At 68.1% G+C, this 22,063-nt stretch carries 16 protein-coding genes and 2 pseudogenes; 12 read left to right on the forward strand and 6 right to left on the reverse strand.

All coding sequences use genetic code 11. The features are described 5' to 3' along the window. Positions 1-30 precede the first annotated feature (30 nt). The 4 genes from Q664_RS04760 to omp85 all read left to right on the forward strand — a co-directional run bounded on the left by Q664_RS04760 (position 31) and on the right by omp85 (position 4,524). Entirely contained in the window at positions 31-588 is a 558-nt protein-coding gene (locus Q664_RS04760; protein WP_043390267.1) for a VOC family protein, read from the forward strand. 87 nt (positions 589-675) lie between these two features. After that, on the forward strand, positions 676-2,007 hold the full coding sequence (locus tag Q664_RS04765) for a pyridoxal phosphate-dependent decarboxylase family protein (protein WP_052517677.1): 1,332 nt from the start codon (positions 676-678) through the stop codon (positions 2,005-2,007). 4 nt (positions 2,008-2,011) lie between these two features. After that, positions 2,012-3,148, forward strand: coding sequence for a DUF819 family protein (locus Q664_RS04770; protein WP_235216557.1), 1,137 nt, complete (start codon positions 2,012-2,014; stop codon positions 3,146-3,148). A 17-nt stretch (positions 3,149-3,165) separates the two neighbouring features. Continuing rightward, positions 3,166-4,524 (forward strand): Omp85 family outer membrane protein, encoded by a 1,359-nt coding sequence (gene omp85, locus Q664_RS04775; protein WP_043390270.1) that lies wholly within the window; start codon positions 3,166-3,168, stop codon positions 4,522-4,524. A 2-nt stretch (positions 4,525-4,526) separates the two neighbouring features. Here the strand turns inward: omp85 and Q664_RS04780 are convergent, their stop codons facing one another. Both Q664_RS04780 and Q664_RS04785 read right to left on the reverse strand, forming a co-directional pair. Then, a complete protein-coding gene (locus Q664_RS04780; protein WP_326938666.1) occupies positions 4,527-5,135 on the reverse strand; it encodes a TlpA family protein disulfide reductase in 609 nt (202 codons plus the stop codon). After that, a complete protein-coding gene (locus tag Q664_RS04785; RefSeq protein ID WP_235216558.1) occupies positions 5,132-6,202 on the reverse strand; it encodes a CFI-box-CTERM domain-containing protein in 1,071 nt (356 codons plus the stop codon). The genes Q664_RS04780 and Q664_RS04785 overlap by 4 nt, the downstream gene beginning before the upstream one ends. A gap of 113 nt (positions 6,203-6,315) precedes the next feature. Here Q664_RS04785 and Q664_RS04790 point away from each other — a divergent pair, with 113 nt between their 5' ends. From Q664_RS04790 to Q664_RS04800, 3 genes are all read left to right on the forward strand, one after another. Next, complete coding sequence (locus Q664_RS04790) at positions 6,316-6,606, forward strand: hypothetical protein (protein ID WP_043390275.1); 291 nt, start codon at positions 6,316-6,318, stop codon at positions 6,604-6,606. A gap of 90 nt (positions 6,607-6,696) precedes the next feature. Then, positions 6,697-7,854 carry a S1C family serine protease gene (locus tag Q664_RS04795; protein ID WP_052517678.1) on the forward strand — a complete coding sequence of 386 codons (1,158 nt, stop codon included), beginning with the start codon at positions 6,697-6,699 and terminating at the stop codon, positions 7,852-7,854. Positions 7,855-7,996: 142 nt separating this feature from the next. After that, positions 7,997-8,266 (forward strand): hypothetical protein, encoded by a 270-nt coding sequence (locus tag Q664_RS04800; RefSeq protein ID WP_043390278.1) that lies wholly within the window; start codon positions 7,997-7,999, stop codon positions 8,264-8,266. On the opposite strand, the gene Q664_RS04805 is transcribed toward Q664_RS04800, so the two are convergent. Then, positions 8,263-9,039 carry an RNA methyltransferase gene (locus tag Q664_RS04805; protein ID WP_425117394.1) on the reverse strand — a complete coding sequence of 259 codons (777 nt, stop codon included), beginning with the start codon at positions 9,037-9,039 and terminating at the stop codon, positions 8,263-8,265. The two genes, Q664_RS04800 and Q664_RS04805, sit on opposite strands and share 4 nt — an antisense overlap. Before the next feature lie 136 nt (positions 9,040-9,175). On the opposite strand from Q664_RS04805, the gene Q664_RS04810 reads away from it, so the two are divergent. The 4 genes and pseudogenes from Q664_RS04810 (at position 9,176) to Q664_RS04825 (ending at position 12,570) form a co-directional block, all read left to right on the forward strand. Then, entirely contained in the window at positions 9,176-9,691 is a 516-nt protein-coding gene (locus tag Q664_RS04810; protein WP_235216559.1) for a hypothetical protein, read from the forward strand. A 45-nt stretch (positions 9,692-9,736) separates the two neighbouring features. Further along, a complete protein-coding gene (locus tag Q664_RS04815) occupies positions 9,737-10,693 on the forward strand; it encodes a phosphoribosylaminoimidazolesuccinocarboxamide synthase (RefSeq protein ID WP_043390281.1) in 957 nt (318 codons plus the stop codon). 979 nt (positions 10,694-11,672) lie between these two features. Beyond that, positions 11,673-11,999 (forward strand): annotated as a pseudogene (locus Q664_RS63175) (AHH domain-containing protein); the annotation flags it as partial. 13 nt (positions 12,000-12,012) lie between these two features. After that, positions 12,013-12,570, forward strand: coding sequence for an imm11 family protein (locus Q664_RS04825; RefSeq protein WP_043390287.1), 558 nt, complete (start codon positions 12,013-12,015; stop codon positions 12,568-12,570). Between the two features lie 310 nt (positions 12,571-12,880). On the opposite strand, the gene Q664_RS04835 is transcribed toward Q664_RS04825, so the two are convergent. Continuing rightward, positions 12,881-15,562, reverse strand: a complete 2,682-nt coding sequence (locus Q664_RS04835; RefSeq protein WP_043390294.1) for an Ig-like domain-containing protein — start codon at positions 15,560-15,562, stop codon at positions 12,881-12,883. Between the two features lie 298 nt (positions 15,563-15,860). Here Q664_RS04835 and Q664_RS62595 point away from each other — a divergent pair, with 298 nt between their 5' ends. Beyond that, complete coding sequence (locus Q664_RS62595) at positions 15,861-16,907, forward strand: peptidoglycan-binding domain-containing protein (protein ID WP_075207342.1); 1,047 nt, start codon at positions 15,861-15,863, stop codon at positions 16,905-16,907. Positions 16,908-17,481: 574 nt separating this feature from the next. Here the strand turns inward: Q664_RS62595 and Q664_RS04845 are convergent. After that, positions 17,482-21,096, reverse strand: a complete 3,615-nt coding sequence (locus Q664_RS04845; protein ID WP_043390296.1) for an ABC transporter permease/M1 family aminopeptidase — start codon at positions 21,094-21,096, stop codon at positions 17,482-17,484. Continuing rightward, positions 21,093-21,938: pseudogene (locus tag Q664_RS04850) on the reverse strand (ABC transporter ATP-binding protein); the annotation flags it as partial. The gene Q664_RS04845 and the pseudogene Q664_RS04850, both read right to left, overlap by 4 nt. Between the last annotated feature and the right edge of the window lie 125 nt (positions 21,939-22,063).

Here is a 22,063-nt window from a genome sequence, read left to right on the forward strand (position 1 = left end):
TTCAACCCAGACACACGAAAGGACTTCCTCATGAGCCGTACCAGCCAGGGCATTCCCGGAGCACGCAACGTCCACCACCTCGCCTATACCGTTCCCAATCTGGATCAGGCGGTCGACTTCTTCGTCAACGTCCTGGGTGCCGAGCTGCTGTACCGGATCGGCCCCGTCGAGGACACGAAGAGCGACTGGATGACGCGCCAGCTCAACGTGCACCCCCGGGCCTCGACGCACATCGCCATGCTCCGCTTCGGGCCCGTCACCAACCTCGAGCTGTTCGAGTACACGGCGCCCGAGCAGCGGCGGGAGCTCCCGCGCAACAGCGACTGGGGCGGCCATCACCTGGCCATCGACGTGGAGGACGTGGATGCCGCGGTCGACTACCTCCGCTCGGTGCCCGGCGTGAAGATCCTCGGCGAGCCGCAGACCCTCACCGAGGGGCCCATCGCCGGTGACCGCTGGGTCTATTTCCTGACCCCGTGGGGCATGCAGATGGAGGTCCTGAACATGCCCAGGGGAATGCCTTACGAGAAGGACACCGATGCCCGCCTGTTCGGGCCATGCAAGCCCTGGAACGACCGGAGCGAGTGAGCCGAAGGGGGAGGCCGGGAGCAATCCTCCCGGCCTTTCCCCTATAGTACCGGGAGCAGCCTTCCCCCCACCTCTCCCGGAGATGCGATGTCGAAGAGCCCCCGCCTGGCTTCCCAGGGTCTGTCCCATCAAGACGTGCTCGCCCGGATGCGCGCGATGCGCACCGAGGACGCACGCTGGCAGGAGGGCCGGACGTGGAGTCTCGTCTACAACGCGGGAGAGGACATCCGCCGGGTGGCGGCCGAGGCCTATACCGAGTTCATGTCGGAGAATGGCCTCAGCCCCCTGGCCTTCCCCAGCCTGAGGCGCTTCGAGGCCGAGGTGCTCACCATCGCGGCGGATCTCTTCCACGGCCCCACCGCCGCCGGGACGATGACGTCCGGTGGCACCGAGTCCATCCTCATGGCCATCAAGACGGCCCGGGACTTCGCTCGCGCCGAGCGTGGCATCACCGAGCCGGAGATGGTGCTGCCCGCCTCCGTCCACCCCGCCTTCCAGAAGGCCGCCCACTACTTCGGGGTGAAGCCCATCAACGTCCCCGTCGCGTCCGACTTCCGCGCGGATGTGGAGGCCATGCGCGCCGCCGTGGGCCCGCGCACCGTGCTCGTCGTCGGCTCGGCGCCCTCCTACCCGCACGGGGTGATGGACCCCATCTCCGAGCTCGCCGCCATGGCCCAGGAGAAGGGTGTCCTCTTCCACGTGGATGCCTGTCTCGGCGGATTCCTGCTGCCCTTCGCGAAGCGGCTCGGCCACGACATCCCCGACTTCGACTTCACCGTGCCCGGCGTCACCAGCCTGTCGGCGGACCTGCACAAGTATGGCTACGCCGCCAAGGGCGCCTCCATCGTGCTCTACCGCACGCCCGAGTTGCGCCGGCACCAGTTCTTCACCTACGCGGGTTGGAGCGGCGGCATCTACGCCTCTCCCTCCATGGCCGGCACCCGCCCCGGTGGTGCCATCGCCGCGGCCTGGGCCATCCTCAAGTACCTCGGCGAGGAGGGTTACCTGCGGCTGGCCCGCACGGTGCTCGATACCTCGAAGTCGCTGCGCGAGGGCATCGCCGCCATCCCCGGGTTGAAGCTGCTGGGCAAGCCTTCGCTCAGCATCTTCGCCTTCTCCTCGGACACGCTGGACGTCTACGCGCTGGGCGATGCCATGGAGGCGCGCGGCTGGAAGCTGGACCGGCAGATGATGCCTCCCGCGCTGCACCTGATGGTGACGCCGGCCCATGCGGCGGTGGTGAAGCCCTTCCTCGCGGACCTGCGCGCGTGCGCCACCAGCCTCGCCTCTGGTGAGCCCGCTCCGGATGGCAGCGCCGCCATGTACGGCATGCTCGGCGCCCTCCCCGACCCCAAGGACGCCGAGGGCTTCATCCTCCAATTCATGGACGGGCTGTACGACGTCCCCGAGCAGGAGTGAGCCCATGACCTCCATGGGGCTCTTCCAGGTGCTCGCGCTCGTGGGCTTCCCCGGGCTCTCCCTGCTCGCCGCGCGCCACCTCAAACCCGTGGCCTGGGTGGGCCCCGTGGTCGTCTGTTATGCCTTCGGCATCATCCTCGGCAACATCCCGGGGCTGGGGCTGCAGGAGCGGCTGAGTCTCTCGGTCAGCGAGGCGGCCGTGCCGCTGGCCATCCCCCTGCTCCTCTTCACCACGAACGTGCCCCGGTGGATGCGGCTCGCGCGGCCCACGCTGCTGTCCTTCGGCCTCGCGTGCCTGTCCGCCATGGTGAGCGCCGCCGTCGTGGGCTTCGCCTTGTCGGACCGCTCGGACGAGTGGTGGAAGATGTCCGGCATGCTGGTGGGCGTCTACACCGGCGGCACCGCCAACATGAACGCCATCGGCCTGGCGCTCCGCGTCCGCGAGGAGACCCTCATCCTCCTCAACACCGCGGACATCATCGTTGGCGCCGTCTACCTCCTCATCCTGGTGACGGTGGCCCAGCGGATCGCCCTGCTCTTCCTGCCCCGCTTCCCGAATGCCACCGGCTGGGATGACGGTGAGGCGCAGGAGGCGGAAGGAACCGGGGGATTCACCTGGAGCCAGGCGCGCGGCATGGCACTGGCCTTCCTCCTCGCCGCGCTCATCGTGGGCGTGTCCGTGGGCGGGACGCTCCTGGTGTTCGGCGGGATGGAGGCACCGGTGGTGCTGCTGCTCATCACCTCGCTGAGTCTGGCCGCGTCCTTCCTGCCCTCCGTGCGCGAGCTGCCCGGCAGCTACGCCATGGGAGACTACGCACTGCTCGTCTTCTGCGTGGCCGTCGGCACGCTCGCGGACGCGAGCCGCATGCGCGACACGGGCCTCTTCGTCTTCGTCTTCTGCGCGGGCATGGTGGTGCTCGCCGTGGGGATGCACTTCGCCCTCGCCGCCCTCTTCCGCATCGACGCGGACACCGCCCTCATCACCTCCACCGCCACCATCTTCGGTCCCCCCTTCATCGGTCCGGTGGCACGCGCCCTGGGCAACCGCGAGCTCATGGTGTCCGGTCTCACCACCGGCATCATGGGCTACGCGGTGGGCACCTATCTCGGACTTGCCGTGGCCTGGTTGCTGCGGCCCTGACGTACCTGGAGTCTTCCATGCATCCGATTCGGACAACGTGGGCAGTGGTGCTCTCCGCCGCGCTGGCCACCGCCCCCGCGTGGGCGGAAGAGGCCCCCAAGCAAGCCCTCGAGGCCCCCGGCCCCGAGCCCCTCCCCACACCCCAGCCCGCTCCCGCGCCCCGGACGGGCTGGGGCGTGCAGGGCCTGCCGCTGGTCAACTTCAACAGCGACGAGGGCTTCGGGTATGGCGCCCGGTTGATGGTGGTGGACTCGGGCGATGGGACCCAGCGGCCCTACCGCATGGCCTTCATCGCGCAGTTCTTCCAGACGACCAATGGGGTGGGCATGCACCGCCTCATCATGGATGCGCCGGGCTTCCTGTCCTCCCCCTGGCGATTGACCTCGGACGTCAGCCTGCTCAATGACCGGTTCTCGCCGTACTACGGCCTGGGGAGCTCGGCGGGGTACGAGCCCGCCTTCGCCGCGTGCGAGGACCGCGGTGCCCTGGCGTCGAACCCGAACGCCTGCCCGGGCAACCCGGACTTCCGCGGCCTGCGCTACTACACCTTCGAGCAACGCTCCCTGCCCAGCGTGATGCTGAACGTGCGCCGGCCCCTGATCGGCCCCTTGCAGGTGGCGCTGGGTTATCGCTTCCGCCTCACCACCGTGCGGACACGCTACAACGCGGAGGATCTGGGACAGGCGAGGAGCTCCCGGCTGATGGAGGACGCCCACGCGGGAATGCTCACCGGGCTGAACGGTGACTCGGACGCGCCGGACGTCTTCCGCACCGCCGAGGTCACCGCCGGCCTGCTGTTGGACCTGCGCGACAACGAGCCGGCACCCCTGCGCGGCATGTTCCACGAGCTCGCGCTGCGCGGGGCCACCGGGGTGACGGGCAGCGCCTTCTCATACTGGGGCGCCACCGCCAACCTGCGCTTCTACCACCCCGTGTTCGACGACCGGCTCGTGGCCGCCCTGCGCCTCTTCGTCGATGTCATGGGCGGAGATGTTCCCTTCTTCCTCCTCTCCTCCTTCAGCGGCGTGGAGTGGCGCGAGGGCTGGGGCGGCATCGGCGGCGTGTACACCGCCCGCGGCATCATCAAGAACCGGCTCCAGGGCCAGGTGAAGGCGCTCGCCAACGGAGAGCTGCGCTGGAAGTTCCTCTCGGTGGCTCCGTGGAATCAGCAGCTGGACTTCACCCTCGTCACGTTCCTCGACGCCGGTCAGGCCTGGGCCGATCTGCGTTTCCTGGACGGGGGGCGCCCTCGCTACGCGGGCGGCGGCGGGCTTCGCATCGCCTGGCAGGACAACTTCATCCTCCGGCTCGACTACGGCGTCAGCCCGAGTGATGGCACTTCGGGGTTCTACCTGGACTTCAACCACCTGTTCTGAGGTTACTGCCCCAGGGCGCGCTCGATTCGCGCTCGCAGCGCGGCCTCCGAGAGCGCGCCCCGCTGCGCGTCCACCACCCGGCCCTCCCGGTCCAGGAAGTAGAGCGTCGGCAACGCCGTCACCTGGAACGCCGCCGCCATCTCGTCCGGCGCGTACACCACGTACGGCGCCAGGTCCGGCATGCGGCTGATGATGAACTCCTCCACGAACAGCGGCGCGTCCGGCATCTCGTCCCGGCTCGCCGCAACGAACACCAGCCCCTTCGGCTCGTACTCCTTCGCCAGCTTGATGAGGTGCGGCATCTCCGCCTGGCACGGCGGGCACCACGTCGCCCAGAAGTCCAGCATCACCACCTTGCCCCGCAGATCCGACAGCGACAGCTTCTTGCCGTCATACGTCTGCATCGACACCGACGGCGCCGACATCCCATCCGACGCCAGCCGCCCCCTCAGCGCCTCCTGCACGCCCAGGTACCCCAACCCCGCCAGGCCCAGCAGCGCCGTCACCACCAGCAGCACCTTGCTCCAACCCTGGCGCTCGGGCGCCGGCGTGCTCCCCTCGCCCACCTGCTCCGGCCGTCCCTCGGTGTCCGCGTTCCGCTGCTCCGTCACGTGCCTGCGCTCCTCGTCGTCTTCAACACCCGGTGCACCTGCTTCAGCACCCCCCGCACTCCCCGCCTCACCCCAGGCCTCCTCACCACCCACTCCGCCACCCCTGGCCCATACCGGTAGTACACCCGGATGAATTCCCGCCCCACCCCGTGGCGGCGCAACACCTCGTCCCGGAACTCCCGGAACGCCACCAGCTCCGGAGCCCCCTCGCCGAACGCCGCCGTCACCACGAAGCACGAGCCCGCCGGCGAAATCCACATCAGCCGGTCGTTCGTCAGGTTGCGCACCACCTTCAGCTCGCGCGCCTCGGTGTACAGGAAGACCAGCAGGTCCCTCCTCGCCACCGGGAACTCCTCGCCGCTCGCCTCCTCGAACTCGATGCGCGAGCTGCCCGAGCCCCTCACCTCGTCCACCGTGAAGAAGTAGCGCCGCGAGCTGCTCTTGTGCTCGATCTCCAGTCCGCGCAGCTCACCGAAGTACGCGAGGAACGGCGTGCCGCACGCCGGGCACACGTAGCGGCGCGTCCCCGGCCCCGGCACGAACCCGAAGTCGTTGATGCGCTTGCAGCCCGTGTTGGGGCAGATGAGCTTCACCTGCGCCACCGATTCCTGCCGCGGGTCGTACCGCGAGGCCCCCGACGCCCGGTCGTACACCGCCGGGACCACCGCCTCCTTCGTCCCGAGCGCCCGCGTGGGATGTGCCTGGCGCTCCAGCTCGATCGCCCGCCGCCACGCCTCCTCCGCCTGCACCAGCCTCCCGCCCACCGTGTGGCACAGCGCCTCGCCGTGCGCCTTCAGCGCCGCGAGGATGCGCTCCGTGGCTTCCCAGTGTCCCGCCTCGCGAGCCACCGCCAACGCCATCGCCAGCACCTTCTCCAGCTCTGGCAACAGCGCCTCGGCCGCCTTCCGGGCGGGGTCCTCCGCCCGGTGGTACACCGGTGGCTCCGGAATCCGGGCGAACAACGCCAAGGCTTGCGCGCGCAACTGCTCCTGCGCTTCCTGCGCTCGCGGGAGGGAGATCGTCGCCGCCCGCTTCTGGGCGGCCTGGAAGAGCTCTTCGGGCTGCAAGGCCGCGCACATTAGAGGGCCCCCCGCTCGCTGTCAGCGCCCTTCCCCACCTCCTGCCAGAAACTGGCCGACTCCCCCTCCCCCGTGTATGAGGGGGTAGGAGGATGTAAACCATGGGCTTCTTGAAGTTCCTGGTGTGGACGGGCTGTGCGGTGGGACTCGGGGTCTTCCTGGCGATCGGTGAGATCGATGGACGGACGCCGATGGAGTACGCGCAGCGGGAGTGGAAGCGCCACGTCCAGCCGGCGAAGGTGGAGCGGGTGAAGGGCGAGCTGAGGGAGGCGCTCGACGACGCCAAGGAGACCGTCACCCGGACGACGAAGCAGGCCGCCGCGGCGCCGCGCGAGCGCATCACCAATGAGGATCGCGCGGCGATCGACAAAATCATCGCCCAGAAGAAGTAGGGTTCCCCACCCTTGCCGGCCGCCCCGCTTCCCCTCTGGACCCCCCCTCCCTAGCTTCTTGCGAGGCGGGCGGGGGTCGGAGGCGGGACGATGACGGGTGGACGGTGGTGGTGGGGTGTCTCGCTGGCGACAGTGCTGTGCGGCACCCTGGGTGCGCCAGCGTGGGGCGCGCGGCGGGGAGAGGGCGAGCGGCTGTGGGTGGAGGCGCAACAGCGCTCCGTCCGAGAGGAGCGCTCGGTGTTGAGCCAGGTGGCCCGGTCGGCCATGCCCGCGGTGGTGTCCATCACCACGGTGCAGCCGGGCACCACCGCCGATGGCGAGCAGCAGAAGGGCATCGGCTCGGGCGTCCTCATCCATCCGGACGGCTACATCCTCACCAGCGCCCACGTGATTGAAGGCGCGGAGGGCATCTCCGTCTCGGTGCTCTCCGAGCGGGGCTACCCCGAGGAGTACCCCGCGGAGCTGGTGGGCGAGGACGAGCGCACGGACTTCGCGCTGTTGAAGATCGACGCGGGCCGCAAGCTGCCGGTGCTGAAGCTGGCGTCGGCGTCGCGGGTGGACGTGGGCGACTGGGTGGTGGTGATCGGCAACCCCTTCGGGCTGACGCACTCGGTGACGGCGGGCGTGGTGAGCGCCAAGGGCCGCACGGACGTGACGCCCAACGGCCGGGACGGGGACTTCGACTACATGCAGGTGGACGCCTCCATCAACCCGGGCAACTCGGGGGGGCCGGTGCTGGACGTGCACGGGGACGTGGTGGCCATCGCCAACGCCGTCAACGTGGCGGGCCAGGGCATCGGCTTCGCCATCCCGGTGGACATCGCCAAGGCGGTGGTGCCGCACCTGCGGAAGTACGGGCGCGTGCGCCGCGGGTGGATGGGCGTGTCCGTGCTGGACTGCACCCCGGACGCCATCGAGGCCTACGGGCTGGCGAACGCCCGGGGCGTGGTGGTGTCCGAGGTGACGGATGGGGGCCCCGCCTCGCGCGCCGGGCTCCAGGTGGGCGACGTCATCGAGGCCCTGGACACCGCGAAGGTGGAGCGCGCCGCCAGGCTGCGCTGGCAGGTGGCGGCCCAGGGCGTGGGCCGCAGCGTGGTCCTCCGGGTGCGCCGGGGGGAGCGGCCCCTGAAGCTCCGGGTGAGGCTCGAGGAGCTCCCCGCCGAGGTCCAGCAGGCCGCCAAGGGGCCCCCGGCGAGCGAGCAGCCAGGGGTGGGGGGCAGCGGCGGCCCGGACGCCCCCTCCCCGTAAGCCGGAAAACGGGGGATGCGCCCGCATCCCCGCCTGCCTCCTTGCGTTCCGATACGGCCAGAGCTACAGACAGCGCCTTTGCACGCCCCGCGGGTCTCCCCATGGTGACGCGAGGCACCGTTATCGCAACAGGAGCATTTCCATGGCTGAAGCACAGAAGACGACCCTGAAGAAGTGGCCGCGCGTGGCCAAGGCCGGTGGCAAGAAGGCCTGCACCGTCGAGGGCTGCAAGCGTCCCTACCGCGCCAAGAGCTACTGCTTCTTCCACTTCAAGAAGTGGCGGCAGGGCGAGCTGCCCCACTCCCGTTACCGCACCTGCTCCAAGCCGGACTGCCGCGTGAAGACGTCCAAGGCCGGTCTGTGCGAGAAGCACTACGGAGAGACGTACAAGAAGGCCGAAGCCGCCGCCTAGCCGTCCTGGCCGGGGCCTCGCGAGGGCGCTCCCTTCCCGGGAGTGCCCTTCCCCCCGCCCATCGCTCGTCCCACGTGCTTGAAGGCCGTGAGCCACAGCTCCGCCTCGCGCTGGGTGAGCTCCGCACGCAACAGACTCCGCTCCAGCTCCATCAGGATGTGCTCCGGCGCCTGCGGGTTGAGGAACTGCGCCTCCAGCATCACCTGGCGCATCCGCTCGCCCAGCGCGCGCACCGTCCCCATCTTCGCGCCCTCCTGCTCCGGGGCCACCGGCGCCACGGGCTGCTCCGCGAGCTTCCGGCCCTCGCGCGAACACAGATAGAGGAGCACCGCCGTCGCCTGGGCGAGGTTCATGGACGGCTGCACCTCGCTGGTGGGGATGACGAGGAAGTCCGTGCAGAAGGCCAGCTCCTCGTTGGACAGCCCCCGCTGTTCACCCCCCATCACCAGCGCCACCCTCCCCCGCCGGCTCTGATCCGCCAGCCGCGCCATCGCCTCCTCGGGGGTGAGCGCCGTGCGGCCCTCGAGCTGTGTGCGAGAAGTGGTGCCAACCGCGTACACGCAGTCCTTGAGGGCCTCGGGGAGGTTCTGGGCCACGGCCATGGCGTCCAGGACGGAGTCGCTTTTGACCGCGAGGCGCTCGGCCGCTCGGAAGGCGTAGGTGGCGGGGTCGGACAAGATGAGACGGGAGAATCCGAAATTGGCCATCACCCGGGCCACCGCCCCCAGGTTGTCCGGTGATCGCGTCTGGTGGAGGACGACGGTCAAGTTCACGGCCGCGAGCATGCCTCCGAGTTTAGCTTTCCGTGTCAGACCCGCATCGGTATATTCCCGGGTGATGCGTCGCTGGGTCGCAAGCCTGCTTCTCTCTCTCGTAACCCTGACCGGTTGTGGCGTCGGGGGTGCACCCGTGCGCGCTTCGTTGAGCGCGCGTCAGGCACTCACCAGTCCGCCAGAGCTGCTCGAGTTCGAGACATCCACCACCCGCCTGGAGCTGTACCGCGAGGTGGCCCGCATCTCCGAGACGGAGGCGGGTCTGTCTCCACAGGCACCGGTGCTGTTCCCCATCAGTCAGCGAGGTGAGCTGGTGGCGGCCCCGGGTTTCGAGGCGCGGACGGATCTGCTCCTGGCGCCAGACGCGGGAGCGCCGCTGCAGCTGAGCTTCGATGGACGGGCGGGCGAGCGCTGGCCGGAGGATCGGCGCGAGGGCCTGCAGGGCCTGTCGGAGCGCGAGGCGGCTGAGCTGGTGGCCCGCACGCTGCTGGCGCACTGGCGGATCAACCCGGCGGGAGGGGTGCAGGTGGATCGGGCCTCGGGCGCGCCGTACGCGGTGGCGTACGTGGACGGCATCCTGCGCATCAACCCGGCGTTCCTGTACATGGCGGCGGCCCAAGGTCCCGCTTCCCTGCCGGGCGCGGGCCAGTAGAGTCGCGCCTCCTTTCCGCCCCGCTTCGGGGCAGAGGCGCCTCCTGTGAACACCTCCGCACTCCACGCGCAGCTTCCGCATACGCTCCGGCAGACGAACCTGCCCACCCTGGGCCAGCACTACCAGGGGAAGGTCCGTGACACGTACCGCCAGGGAGACCGGCTGGTGCTGGTCACCTCGGACCGGTTGTCGGCGTTCGACCATGTGCTGACCACCATCCCCTTCAAGGGCGAGGTCCTCAACCGGCTGGCGACGTTCTGGTTCGAGCGCACGAAGCACATCGTGGCCAACCACGTGCTGGACGTGCCGGACGCGAACGTGACGGTGGCGCGGGCCTGCGAGCCCTTCGCGGTGGAAGTGGTGGTGCGCGGCTACCTGACGGGCAGCCTGTGGCGCGACTACCAGAAGGGCACGCACACGGCCTACGGGGTGCCCTTCGGGGACGGGATGCGCAAGGACGAGGCGTTCCCCTCCCCCATCATCACGCCGTCCACGAAGGCGCAGTACGGCCAGCACGACGAGCCCATCTCCGAGAAGGAGATCCTGGCGAAGAACCTGGCGAGCGCGCGTGACTGGGCACGCATCACCGAGGCGGCGAAGGGGCTGTTCCTCGAGGGCCAGAAGTGGGCGCGCACGCGCGGGCTGATCCTCGTGGATACGAAGTACGAGTTCGGCAAGGTGGGCGATGAGCTGTACGTCATCGATGAGATCCACACGCCGGACTCGAGCCGCTACTGGGTGGCGGACGAGTACGAGGCGCGCTTCGCGAAGGGCGAGGACCAGCGGATGCTGGACAAGGAGAACATCCGCCAGTGGCTCATCCGCGAGCGGGGCTTCCAGGGCCACGGCACGCCGCCGGCGATCCCGGATGACGTGCGCGTGTCGCTCGCGGAGAAGTACCTCGCGGCCTACGGGCAGATTACCGGCACACCGCTGGAGCTGAACGTGGGCGACGTGCACGCGCGCATCGAGAAGAACCTGAAGGCGCGCGGGTACCTCTGAAGCCTCCGGCGGCGGGTTCGATTCCCGCCGCCTCCACTAAGCCAAGAGAAGTAATTCCGTTCAGGGGGCCCAGCGCCAAGGCCCGATTTCTCGGCCTCAGCGGTTGTACCCCCTGACCGAACTTAGTTCGGGTGGCTTAGAGGTTGCCCGCCGCCTTGAGTCGACCCCACTCCTAACGAGGAGGCGCGGAGCGCCTCAGGGGACCCAATCGGTTCTTGTCAGACCAAATTTGGACCAAATCCGGAGTACACGCCAACCCAGGCCGCCCTCCCTGGAGGTGCGCGGCAGGGGTCCTGGGTTTCTTGGGTGTCTTGGACGAGATGGGGCTTCACGCTCAATGAACGATGAGCACGGAGGCCCGCGAGTACCGGGAGACGCAATTGATGGTGGGTGAGCCCGATGCTCGTCTACGCTCGCGTACTCCAAGGAGACTGAAATGTCAGCGAAGGCACTCAGGGCATGGCTCGCGGTGGCTGCGCTTCTGCTCGGGACAAGCCCCGCCTACGGCGACACGAGCGCGGAGATCGCCGCGCGTCTGGACCATGCGAAGGCGGCATTGACGGCGACTCGTGGCCAGCTCACGCCGGAACAGTGGGCATTGCTCAGCGGCAAGCTCACGGGCGCGGAAAAGGCCCTGGCGGACTACAACCAGTTCGCCGCGAAGACGGGACGAACGATGGTCACCGCCCAAGCGAGCACCGCGGCAAGCTCCGAGGTTCTCGCGGCCGAAGGCGAGGCCATGGCGGCCCGAAGCACGGTCTCGGTGCTCGGGAGAGTGGGCGTTATCTTCCTCTCCCTGGTCACCATCCAGAGCGATGAGGATCCCACGCTCTACGAATCCCGTCAGAAACGGGTGCTGGAAGAGCAACTCCGGGAAATCGGCCGCGCGGCCGAACAGGTCAAATCGGAAATCGAGCAGGCCAGCAAGTCCCCTGCCCCCAAGTCCGCCCGGCTCGACGAGGAGGAGGACGAGGACGGAGACATCCACCACCTCGCAACCAACAAGAATGACACGTCCGACGCCCGTGGAGGGCCGTGGACGCCAAGGTTCCGAGAGATATTCGAAAAGGCGGGAATGACTTTGAACGACCCCGCCAACACGGTGAGGGTCAAAGGCCACCGGGGCCCGCATCCCGAGCAGTACCATCGGCAGGTTCGTGACGTATTGAAGCTCGCCACGGATGACTGCGTCGGCGTGGTGCAATGCCGTGAACGACTCACGCGAGCGCTTTGGCGGTTGGGCGTGGAGTGCTCGACTCCTGGAACAAGACTGAACCAGTTGATTACGACACCTGCGGCAGGATAGGGATACCCGGCGGATGCGCTACTTCCAACTGATGGATGACGTGAATGTCCCGGGTGGGTGGATACTGGGAACCCCGACCGATGCACGGACGGGCCAGCCTCTAAGTGGCGTATTCCTCAAGGGCCAGCCCCTACGCGTCACCGGACCTGTTCGAGCTCCCTTCCTCCAGCCCGGAAGAGCGCTCGACTTCTCCCTGGCGGATACAGCACCAGTCGTCCACGCCAAGGTGGCCTCGGTCCTGGCCGAACTGGCACCGACCGACGTACAGCTCATCCCGGCGAACGTTGATACACAGCCTGAGCAATATTGCCTCTTGAATGTGCTGCGCGTCGTGAAATGTATCGATGATGCCGCTTGCGAAGAGGTCAATCACTGGACGCCCGAAGACGGAGTACCAGAGAAGACCGGGCAATATTTTTCCGTGTACGGCTTGAGGATCGATCCCACTCAGGTCGGAGGCGTGCACCTCTTCCGTCCCTGGGGATGGGAGATTGCCCTCATCGTCTCGGAGAGCATCAAGGAGGCGATGCAACGACTGGGCGTGACGGGCGCCCGGTTCGACGAGGTTTGAATCACCCAGAGTGAAGACCCACCTCCTGCCTCCACACCTCGAGCAAGCGAACACGTCCAGCGCTTTCCGTCCTACGTAGCAGCCCAGCTTGGTCCAATCGTGGTGTGCGCTCCTTCTTCGGCTCCTCCATCGTCGCGGCAAAGGACGGGCTCTCCTCCTCCGGCTCCGACCTCGCCCCTGCTTGGGGGACCAGAAATGGCCGCAGTTGCGCGCCTGGAGCGAAGACGCCGTGGAACCTCGTGAGGGAGTGCCAGGCGGCGGGTTCGATTCCCGCCGCCTCCATTGAAAGCTACCCGCCGCTCCGAGCCGGTCAGTTGACCTTCACGGTGATGGGCGCCGACGTCGTGACGTTGCCCACCGCGTCGTAGGCCTTGGTCGTCAGCGTGTGAAAGCCCTTGGTCACCGACAGCAGGTTCCAGCTCACGCTGTAGGGCGACGTGGTGTCCGTGCCGATGACCTTGGTGCCGTCGTAGAACACCACCTGGGTGACACCCTGGGCGTCACTCGCGCTCGCCTGCAACGTGGTGAGCAGGAACAGCGAGGCCCCGTTGGCGGGAGACGTGAGGGCCACCGTGGGTCCGGTGTTGTCCACGTAGACGGGACGGCCGCCCGTCACGACGTTCCGCGTGTCGTTCCCCGCCAGATCGTAGGCCAGCACCTTGAGCGAGACGTTGCCATCGGGTCCGGTGCTCGAGTCCCAGTTCACCTCGTAGGGCGCCGTGGTGTCCGTGCCGATCAACGTCTCGCCCGCGTAGAACTCGACCTTCGTCACACCATTGAGATCGGTGGCGTTGACACTGACCGGGACGATTCCCCGAAGCCAGGTGTACGCCTGCGGAGCGGTGAACTCCGTGGACGGCGGGGTGTTGTCGACCGTCACCACCACCTCGGTGGAGATGCCGACGTTGCCCAGGCGGTCCACGGCCCTCGCCGTGAGCCGATGGACCCCGTCCCGCCTCGGCCAGCTGGTGTTCCAGGTCGCCGCGTGGGACGTCTGGGGCGAGATGGGGAACGCGCTGAGCTCCGTCTCTCCGGAGAAGTACTCGATGTCCATGACGCCGGTGGGGTCGCTCGCCGTGGCATCGAGCACGACATTGCCCCGCAGGAGCGCCCCCGGCACCGGTGAGACGAGCACCGTGCTCGGCCCGGTGTTGTCGGTCTTGATCACGACCGCCGTGGAGGTGGTGACGCGGCCCGCGGGGTCATAGGCCTTCGCCGTGAGCGAGTAGGTGCCATCCGCCACGGCGCCGCTGTTCCACATCACCTCGTAGGGCGCGCTGGTGTCGGTGCCGAGCAGCGTCCCGTCCACGTAGACCTCGACCCGCGTCACCGCCATGTCGTCCTCGGCCGCCACGACCACCGGCACCACGCCACCGACCGGCAGGTTGTAGCTGGTGGTGCTGTAGGGACTGGTGATCTTCACCGTCGGCGGGAAGGCATCCGTCGGCGGGCCCACCGCGAAGACGAGGTCGTCATGGTCGTCGCGCGAGCCCGTGCTGCACGACGACACCGGGCTGGTGCGCACCGCCTGGAACTGGGCGCGGATGGCCTGCAGGTCGCCCGAGGGCAGCACCACCTCCGCCGAGAGCCAGTGGGTCCCGTAGATGGTCCCCGTGACCGAGGTCAGCCAGGTCCACGAGGGGTTCGTGGCATCGCTCGCGGAGAACAGGTCGAGCACATCCTCACCGACCGGGTCTCCGGAGACGAGGACGTCGACCCGGGCCCGCCGGTTCTCGGCCAGGAGCTCCCCACCGACGCGCGTCACGATGATGCGCTGAATCCGCTCGGAATAGACCTGGTCGAGCCCCGGCCCGTCGGCACAGCCGTCGAGCGTGTTGGGCGCGTGCGGCTCCGAGGTGTTCCGGTCCTCGACCAGCTTCGCGGTGTCGCACACCTTGTTCACCGTGTCGCACACGGGGACGCCGAGCACGGGGTCGAACACGGCGGTGCCGGGCTTGAACAGGGTGATGGGCACCGGGGCGCTCGTGGTCGTGTTGCCCGCCAGGTCATGGGCCTGGGCGGTCAGGGTGTAGTCCGCGCTGATGGCGTAGTCGAAGTTCCACTGCACGGAGTAGGGAGCCGTCGTGTCTTCCCCGAGCCACGAGCCGTTCAGCAGGAAGACGACCTTGGCGAGCCCCCGGTCATCCGAGGCGTCCGCCGTGAGGGTGACGAGTCCTCCCGGCACGACCGTCCCGCTGGAGGGCGCGGTGAGGACCACGCTCGGCGCGGTGTTGTCGTTGTCCATGATGAGGGTGATGGGCGCCGACGTGGTCACGTTCTGCGAGAAGTCCCACGCCTCCAACGTCAACGTGTGCGGACCATTGGAGAGGTATTTGACGTACAGCGAGTCGAAGGCGTACGGCGCACTGAAGTCGATGTTGAACAGGACTCCATCCACGAAAGCCCGCACCATGTAGATGCCCCGGTCATCCGACGCGGTGCCCTGGACGCTCACGGTCTCGTGGACCGTCGTGCCGTCCGCCGGAGAGAGGATGGAGACCGTGGGCGGGACGAGGTCCTGGTCGATCGTCACGTTCATCACCGGCGTGGTGGCGATGACGTTGCCGGAGTGGTCCTTGAGCCGCGCGATCAGCGTGTGGGCGCCATTCGCCACGGGCCTCGTGTTCCAGGAGGTCTCGTCGGAGTCATAGGGATGGACGAGCCAGCCGTGCGCGATCTGCGTGGTGCCGTCCAGGAGGACGTCGTAATCGCTCACCCCCGAGAGGTTGTTGGCGAACACCCGGACCGTGATCGTCCCGGTGAGCGGCGTGGGGCTGTAGGGCAGGGAGAGGGTGAGGTTCGGCGTCCCGGTGACGGCGGCCTCGAGGGTCGTGACCTCCTCCTCTAGATGCGGGGTGTCACTCGGGGTGCCGCTGGCCGGCTCCAGCGTGGCCGCCTCCAGCGTCGTCGTGGCGAAGCTCCGGTCCAAGACCGAGGGCTCACAGGCCGTGAGCACGAGTGCTGCCGCGAGCAGCGATACCAGGATCCGCATGACTCCCCCCTCTGGGGCTGAAAAACCGTTTCCTGGGGTATTGAAGGAATCCAGACAGATTGGATCACTGACAGTGCGGGAAAAGCGGCCCCCGGGAGCGCGTGTGTCGCAACCCCCCGGAATGACTGCTGTGGCGAAGAGGGGACGCAACTTGCGGTCCCCTGAGGGCGATAACCCTCGGCAAGTCACATTTTACGAGGTTTTCGAAATGCGTGTCTCCGCCGCCCCACGCAGCACCCTCGCCGCAGCCAGCTCGCCTTCGAAGCCCACATTGAAGCTCGGCGCGTCCGGTCCTTCGGTGAAGGCTCTTCAGCAGGCGCTGGCCAACGCGGGCTTTTCTCCGGGCGCGCTCGACGGCCAGTTCGGTCCGAAGACGGCCGCGGCGGTGAAGGCCTTCCAGAGCGCGAAGGGCCTCGTCGCCGACGGCATCGTCGGGCCGAAGACCTGGGCCAGGCTGACCGCGGCTCCCGCCGGCGGTGCGACCCCCACGCTCAAGCAGGGGGCGACGGGCGCCTCCGTCACCAACCTGCAGAAGCGCCTCGCCCAGCACGGCTTCAACCCGGGCGCGGCCGACGGCCAGTTCGGTCCGAAGACCACCGCGGCGGTGAAGGCCTTCCAGCGCGCGAAGGGCCTCGTCGCCGATGGCGTCGTCGGGCCGAAGACCTGGAGCAAGCTGAATGGCGCGACGGCTCCCTCGGCGCCAGCAACGGGCGGTAGCGGCCCCACGCTCAAGCAGGGCCACAGTGGCGCTCCGGTGACCGCGCTTCAGAACCGGCTCAATCAGCTCGGCTTCAATGCCGGTGCGGCGGATGGCCAGTTCGGTCCGAAGACCACCGCGGCGGTGAAGGCCTTCCAGAGCGCGAAGGGCCTCGTCGCCGATGGCGTCGTCGGGCCGAAGACCTGGAACAAGCTTGGCATCACGGTGAGCGGCACGCCCACGACCCCCCCCAGCAGCGGTGGCGTGCGCGGCAACTCCGCTCTCGCCAACAACGCCCGCTCGGTGGCGTTGAGCATGGGTGGTTACTCGAGCCAGGGCCTCTGCGCCACGGGCGTGAGCCGCGCCATTCAAAACACCTACGGCATCAAGGTGTGGGGCAACGGCAATGACATCGACAACAACCTGCCGAGGGACAAGTTCAAGCAGGTGAACCTGTCGCTTGCCGAAGCGCTGAAGATTCCCGGCCTCGTGCTCACCTGGGAGAAGACCTCCACCCGCCTCGGCAGCATCTACGGCCATACCGCCATCACCTCGGGCGACGGCCGCAGTTCCTACAGCGACTTCGTGGAGAGCAACACCCTGGGCGCGGGCGGCCGCAGCGGCTTCAAGGTCTTCATGCCGATCTAAACACCGGCTGTAAACCGAGACCCGTGACTCCACGCTTCGGGCAAGCGCACTTGAAGAAAACCTGACGCGGCCTTTGCACCCGTCAGGCGCGGTGATTGATGGTGGGCACACCCACTCCGAGACTCCGCGCACCATGCCGCCCGCCCGCGTCTCCGCCCGCCTCCTGCTGCTCTCTGCCTGCGTGGGGCTCTGCCTCACGGCCTGCCAGACCGCCGCCACCGCGGTCGCACCGGCCTCAACTCCAGACGCCGCGCCTCCCGCGGCGGTCCGGAGCGCCACCCCAGCCCCGGCGGAGCAGCCTCTCACCGCCCTCAATACGCTCTTCCACCAGCAGTACACGGGGGCCCGGAAGGCCTATACCGCCCGCCTCGGCACCGAGGAGCGCCCCGTCCTGCTCATGAAGGGGACGCTCACCTTTCTGTGGCAGGGCAAGAGCACCCAATACACCGTGCTCTCGCCGCGCTACCACGCGCTCAAGCGACAGGTTCCGCCTCCAGAGCGATCTGCTGGCCCCGTATGCCACCGAGTACCTCGGCGAGCTGCTGCGCTAGAACATCGCCAGGCCGCCCGTCGTTCAGCGCCTGGCCTTCACCGCCTCGATGTTGTCGTCATCAGCACGCTCCTCCCAGTCGAGCAGGTGGTACGGGTCGATACCGGCCAGGACGGGCTCGCGCGGCACCGTCACCGTGATCGTCTGCTCGCCGGAACGGATGCGATGCAGCCGCACATCCAGCGGCGCGCTCAACCCACCAGCGCCCTCCCCGGCCGGGCCGAATACGCCAATCGGCACATCCTCGTCCATCGGCACCTCTGTCTCCACGCCCGTGCTGTCGTACACCACCTTGCGCGCCCGCACGTCGAGCGTCACCTGCCATGTGCCTGCTCCGAGCTGCTCCGCCATGGCTCGCTCCGTCTTGAACTCCCAGATCGTGTTCACCTCGAACAGGTCGTGCAGGAGGGGCTTCAGCGAGTCAGGCGTGACCGCGCGGAGCTCGCGATACAGGTCCAGGGTGGTTGCCCGGGGAGCCCCGGCCGCGTCGTGCTTCTCGATCAGGCGCCGGAGTGCGAGGTTCACCTGCTCCGAACCGACGTACTCGCTCAAGGCGTACATCGCGAAGGGACCCCTGCGGTAGGCGAGGTACGGATCGAGCGCCCGGAGCAACGGTTCACCGCGGCGGATCGGCGGGTACGGATGGGGTTGGCGCATGAAGGCCAGGAGCCGCCGAAGCTGCTCCTCCCCGCGTGACGCTTTCACGGCCTGCATCGCGGAGTACCAGGCGAGCCCCTCGCTCAGAAACGGTGCCCCCTCGACGAGTGCGTACGGGAGGGTCCACTGGTGCGCCATCTCGTGTGCCACCACCGCAGAGGGGAAATCGAGGCTCCTCTCTTCATCCTCGGGACTCCAGAAGGGGAAGCCCTCTCCATGGGTGAGCATGCTGGGCTCGGCGTGCAGCCCCGTACCGAGGCGGCCGGGATGCTCGACGATGCTGAGGTGGCGGTACGGATAGGGACCGAACTGCTCGGTGTAATAGCCCAACGAGGCCCGCACGCTTCGCATCACGCGGTCCAGGTGCGCGGTGTGTTCCGGGTGATGGAAGATCCGGATCGCGACATCCTTCCACTGTCCTTCGTGCACCGCGTAGTCAGCGGAGAAGAAGGCCCACTCGCTCCCGATCGGGGCATCGCTGGAGTAGTGGAAGTAGCGGCGGCCGCCCTCGGTCCACGCCCGGCGCAACGCTCCCGGCGCGACGGCGACCTGGTCCTCGTCCGTTCCCACCACCGCCTCGAAGGCGCTCCCCCCACCACGCGACGCGGGCTCGCGTGCTTCGACGTCGGAGAGAGAGGCGATCACCGGGCGCGGCTCGAGCCCGTGTGCCCGCCGGTCCGAAGCGCTCACGAGCTCGCGATGCCGCTGATAGCCGACGGAGGGGAACCACGCCCCATGGGTGAAGGAGGTGCCGTTCGCCACCACCGAAGGGTCGACGCCGCGGTTGCCGAAGCCACGCTGCTCGACATGCACCTCGAAGTCGAGCCGCAGCGTGTCGCCGGGCTCGAGCGGCCTCTCGAAGGCGTAGAGCCGGTGGCCGTGGTCCGCGTCGTCGACCGCGAGCGTCGCCGTCCGGTCGAAGGTGACCGCTCGGGTCTCGACACCACTCATCGCCGTGGCCACGTGGATGGAATCGATCGGCAGTGCGCTGCCATTCACCAGGCGGTAGGAGCCGCGGATCTCCACCGCCCGCCGCTCGGGGTAGATCTCCACTCGCAGGTGGGTTCCTGTCAGCTGGGGCTGCGGGATGCTCTCGTACCGCCTGTAGCGTCGCTCGTACTCGGCGCGCCGCTCGGTGATGTCGGACCCGCTGAGATACGGGTTCAGGACGTTGGTGTTATAGAAAATGAAGCCGCCCAGCATCAGGATGAGCACCGCCGCCGCGCCGGCGACCCAGGCCGTGGGCCGCATGAAACGATGGCGCGCCAGCCGGAGCCGCACCCCAAGGACTCTCTCCTTGCCACGCACCCAGAGCAGCCTCGCCACTACCGCGAGCAGCAGCGCCCACGCGGCCCAGTAGAGCTTGAACCACAGCCACGGCCCGAGGAACGGACCGAACCCGCGCATCTCCGTGTAGGTCCACCCCGGGCCGGCCCCATAGACGAGCAGGTTGTGCTCGATCCCGAGGACCGCCGCCAACACGGCGATGAACACGAAGGCCATGATGGCCACCAGGTGGCCGACGTACTTCTGGTCCACCAGCACGTGCACCACGAGCGCGAGCAGCGCGAAGAGGAGGTATTCGGGAAGCTGAAGCCCCAACAGGACTTTCAGGTACAGCCCGAGCTCGAAGTCCTGATACCCCCGAATCACCTGAGCAAGCATCCCGGCCGTGGTCAGGAGAGCCATGAACACGGCGAGCACGAGGCCGAGTCCCAGGAACTTGCCAAGGAGAGGGGCCCATTCCGACCCCGGCAATGCGCCGGTGATCTCGCCCAGTCCGGCATCCCTCTCCCGCCAGACCAGCTCGCCGGCGAAGAACACGATGAGGAGCGGGATGATCACCCAGTGGCTCAGCTCGGCGGAGAGAGGGGCTGTCAGTTCACTGAGGACTCGCGCGGTCGTGGGGACCAGCGGGGCGCCGATGGACACCATTTGATCGAGCACCACGGGCACCGTCAGCATCGGAATGCCCACCAGCAGGGCGAGTCCTGCCCAGCTCGTCGCGATGGTCCGGAACGACATCCACGCGATGGCGAGCGTCTGATGCACGTGGAAGGCGAAGCCGAACGTCCGAGGGACCCGCGGGACGGAGATGGGCGCGCTCGCCGTGACGCCGATATCTTCTGACATCGGAGAGTGCGCATCCCGGCGGCGCATCCCTCGCCTCCACCTCCTGCGCTCGGTCCGATGGGCGAAGCGAAAGCGCAGGGAGGTGATTGCGAGAGCGCCCAGCGCCATGCCGAGCCACAGGAGGCGATTCGTGAGCACCGTGCCCTTCAGCGCGAGCAGGCGCCAACTCTTCTCGTTCGTCGTCCATGAATGCGACAGATCCTCGACGATGAAGCGGATACCGATCGGATCCAGCAGCGTCCCCAGACCCCGCTTGAAGAGCACGACGGAGGCGACGAAGAAGGCCATGAAGAAGAGGAGCAGACTTCCGAGGTAGCTTGCCGTGGCACGGCCGCTCCACGTCGCCAGCGAGAACTGGAGCGCCGTCGCGACGAAGGCGTTCGGCAGCGCGATGAAGGCGTAGGCCGTGAGGTATGCAGCCGGCCGGAACGGACCGATCGCCTCGGCATCCACCCCAGGCGCGTAGACGGCCAGCAGGATGCCCACGGGCACGGCGAGCAGGATCAACGAATTGAGGACGAGGGCGGCGAGGAATCGCCCCCCGAGATACTCGGCCTTGCTGACGGGGACGGTGTAGATGAGGGGATGCATGCCCGCCGCCACGTCCCGCGCCGCCGCGTCGCCGGCTACGGGCGCGGCCACCAGGAGCCAGATCAGGCTGCCGAAGACCGTGGTTTTCGCGATGGCGAATGACGAGTTGAGAAAGAAGTCCTCGTAGAGCGCCTCGGAGAGGGAGGCATCTCTCGTCATCAGGAAATCGAAGACGAGCAGGACGGCGAAGAAGAGCCAGGGCCAGGCACGGCGTCCCTGGTAGGCGAGCTCGAAGCGAAAGATCGCCAGGAACTTCATGGCGCGACCTCCGGCCGCGGCTGCTCGCGGCGCCGGCCGATGTGCCCCGCCATCGTGCTGAAGTAGACGTCCTCGAGGTCCGGTTTGACGGGCTCGAAGCCGAGGCCGGGCGACGCGTCGCTGAAGACGTGCACGACCGTGCGCCCGGAGAGGAGCTTCGTGGAGATCACCGCATGCTCGCGCTCCACCGCGGGCAGCTCGTGCTTCGAGATGATCCGGCGCCAGATGCGGCCGTGCAGGTCGGCGACCGAGCGCAGCGGCTCTGCCTCCAGCAGGATCTCTCCCTGGTCGATGATCGCCATCCGCGTGCACAGCTCGCTCACGTCCTCGACGATGTGCGTCGACAGCAGGACGACGCTGTTCTCACCCAGCTCGCTCAACAGGTTCAGGAAGCGCACGCGCTCGGCGGGATCGAGGCCGGCCGTCGGCTCGTCCACGATCATCAGCTTCGGATTGCCCAGCAGCGCGACGGCGACGCCGAAGCGCTGACGCATGCCGCCCGAGTAGCCGTCCAGCTTCTGCTTGCGCACCTCCCACAGGTTCACCTGCCGCAGGAGCGCTTCAACGACTTCCTTCCGTGCACGACGCTCCGCGATGCCCTCGAGCAGCGCGAAGTGCTCGAGCAGCTCTTCCGCGCTCACCTTCGGGTAGACGCCGAACTCCTGCGGCAGGTAGCCGAGCGTCTTCCGCACGTCATCCTTCTGCTTCAGGACATCGATGTCGCCGAGCCGGATGCTACCCGCGTCGGGCTCCTGCAGCGTGGACAGGATGCGCATCAGCGTGGACTTGCCAGCGCCGTTGGGCCCGAGCAGACCGTACATCCCCGCGGGGATCGTGAGCGTCACGTCCTTCAGCGCCTGCACGCCGTTGAGATACGTCTTGGATACGCCTCGAATGTGCAGTTCCACGGTGCTCTCTTCATACGTGCGGAAAGGCCTCAGCGACGCCGGTCACAAGGTCGGCGTGC

This window comes from Archangium violaceum Cb vi76 (assembly GCF_000733295.1).
Lineage (GTDB): Bacteria > Myxococcota > Myxococcia > Myxococcales > Myxococcaceae > Archangium > Archangium violaceum.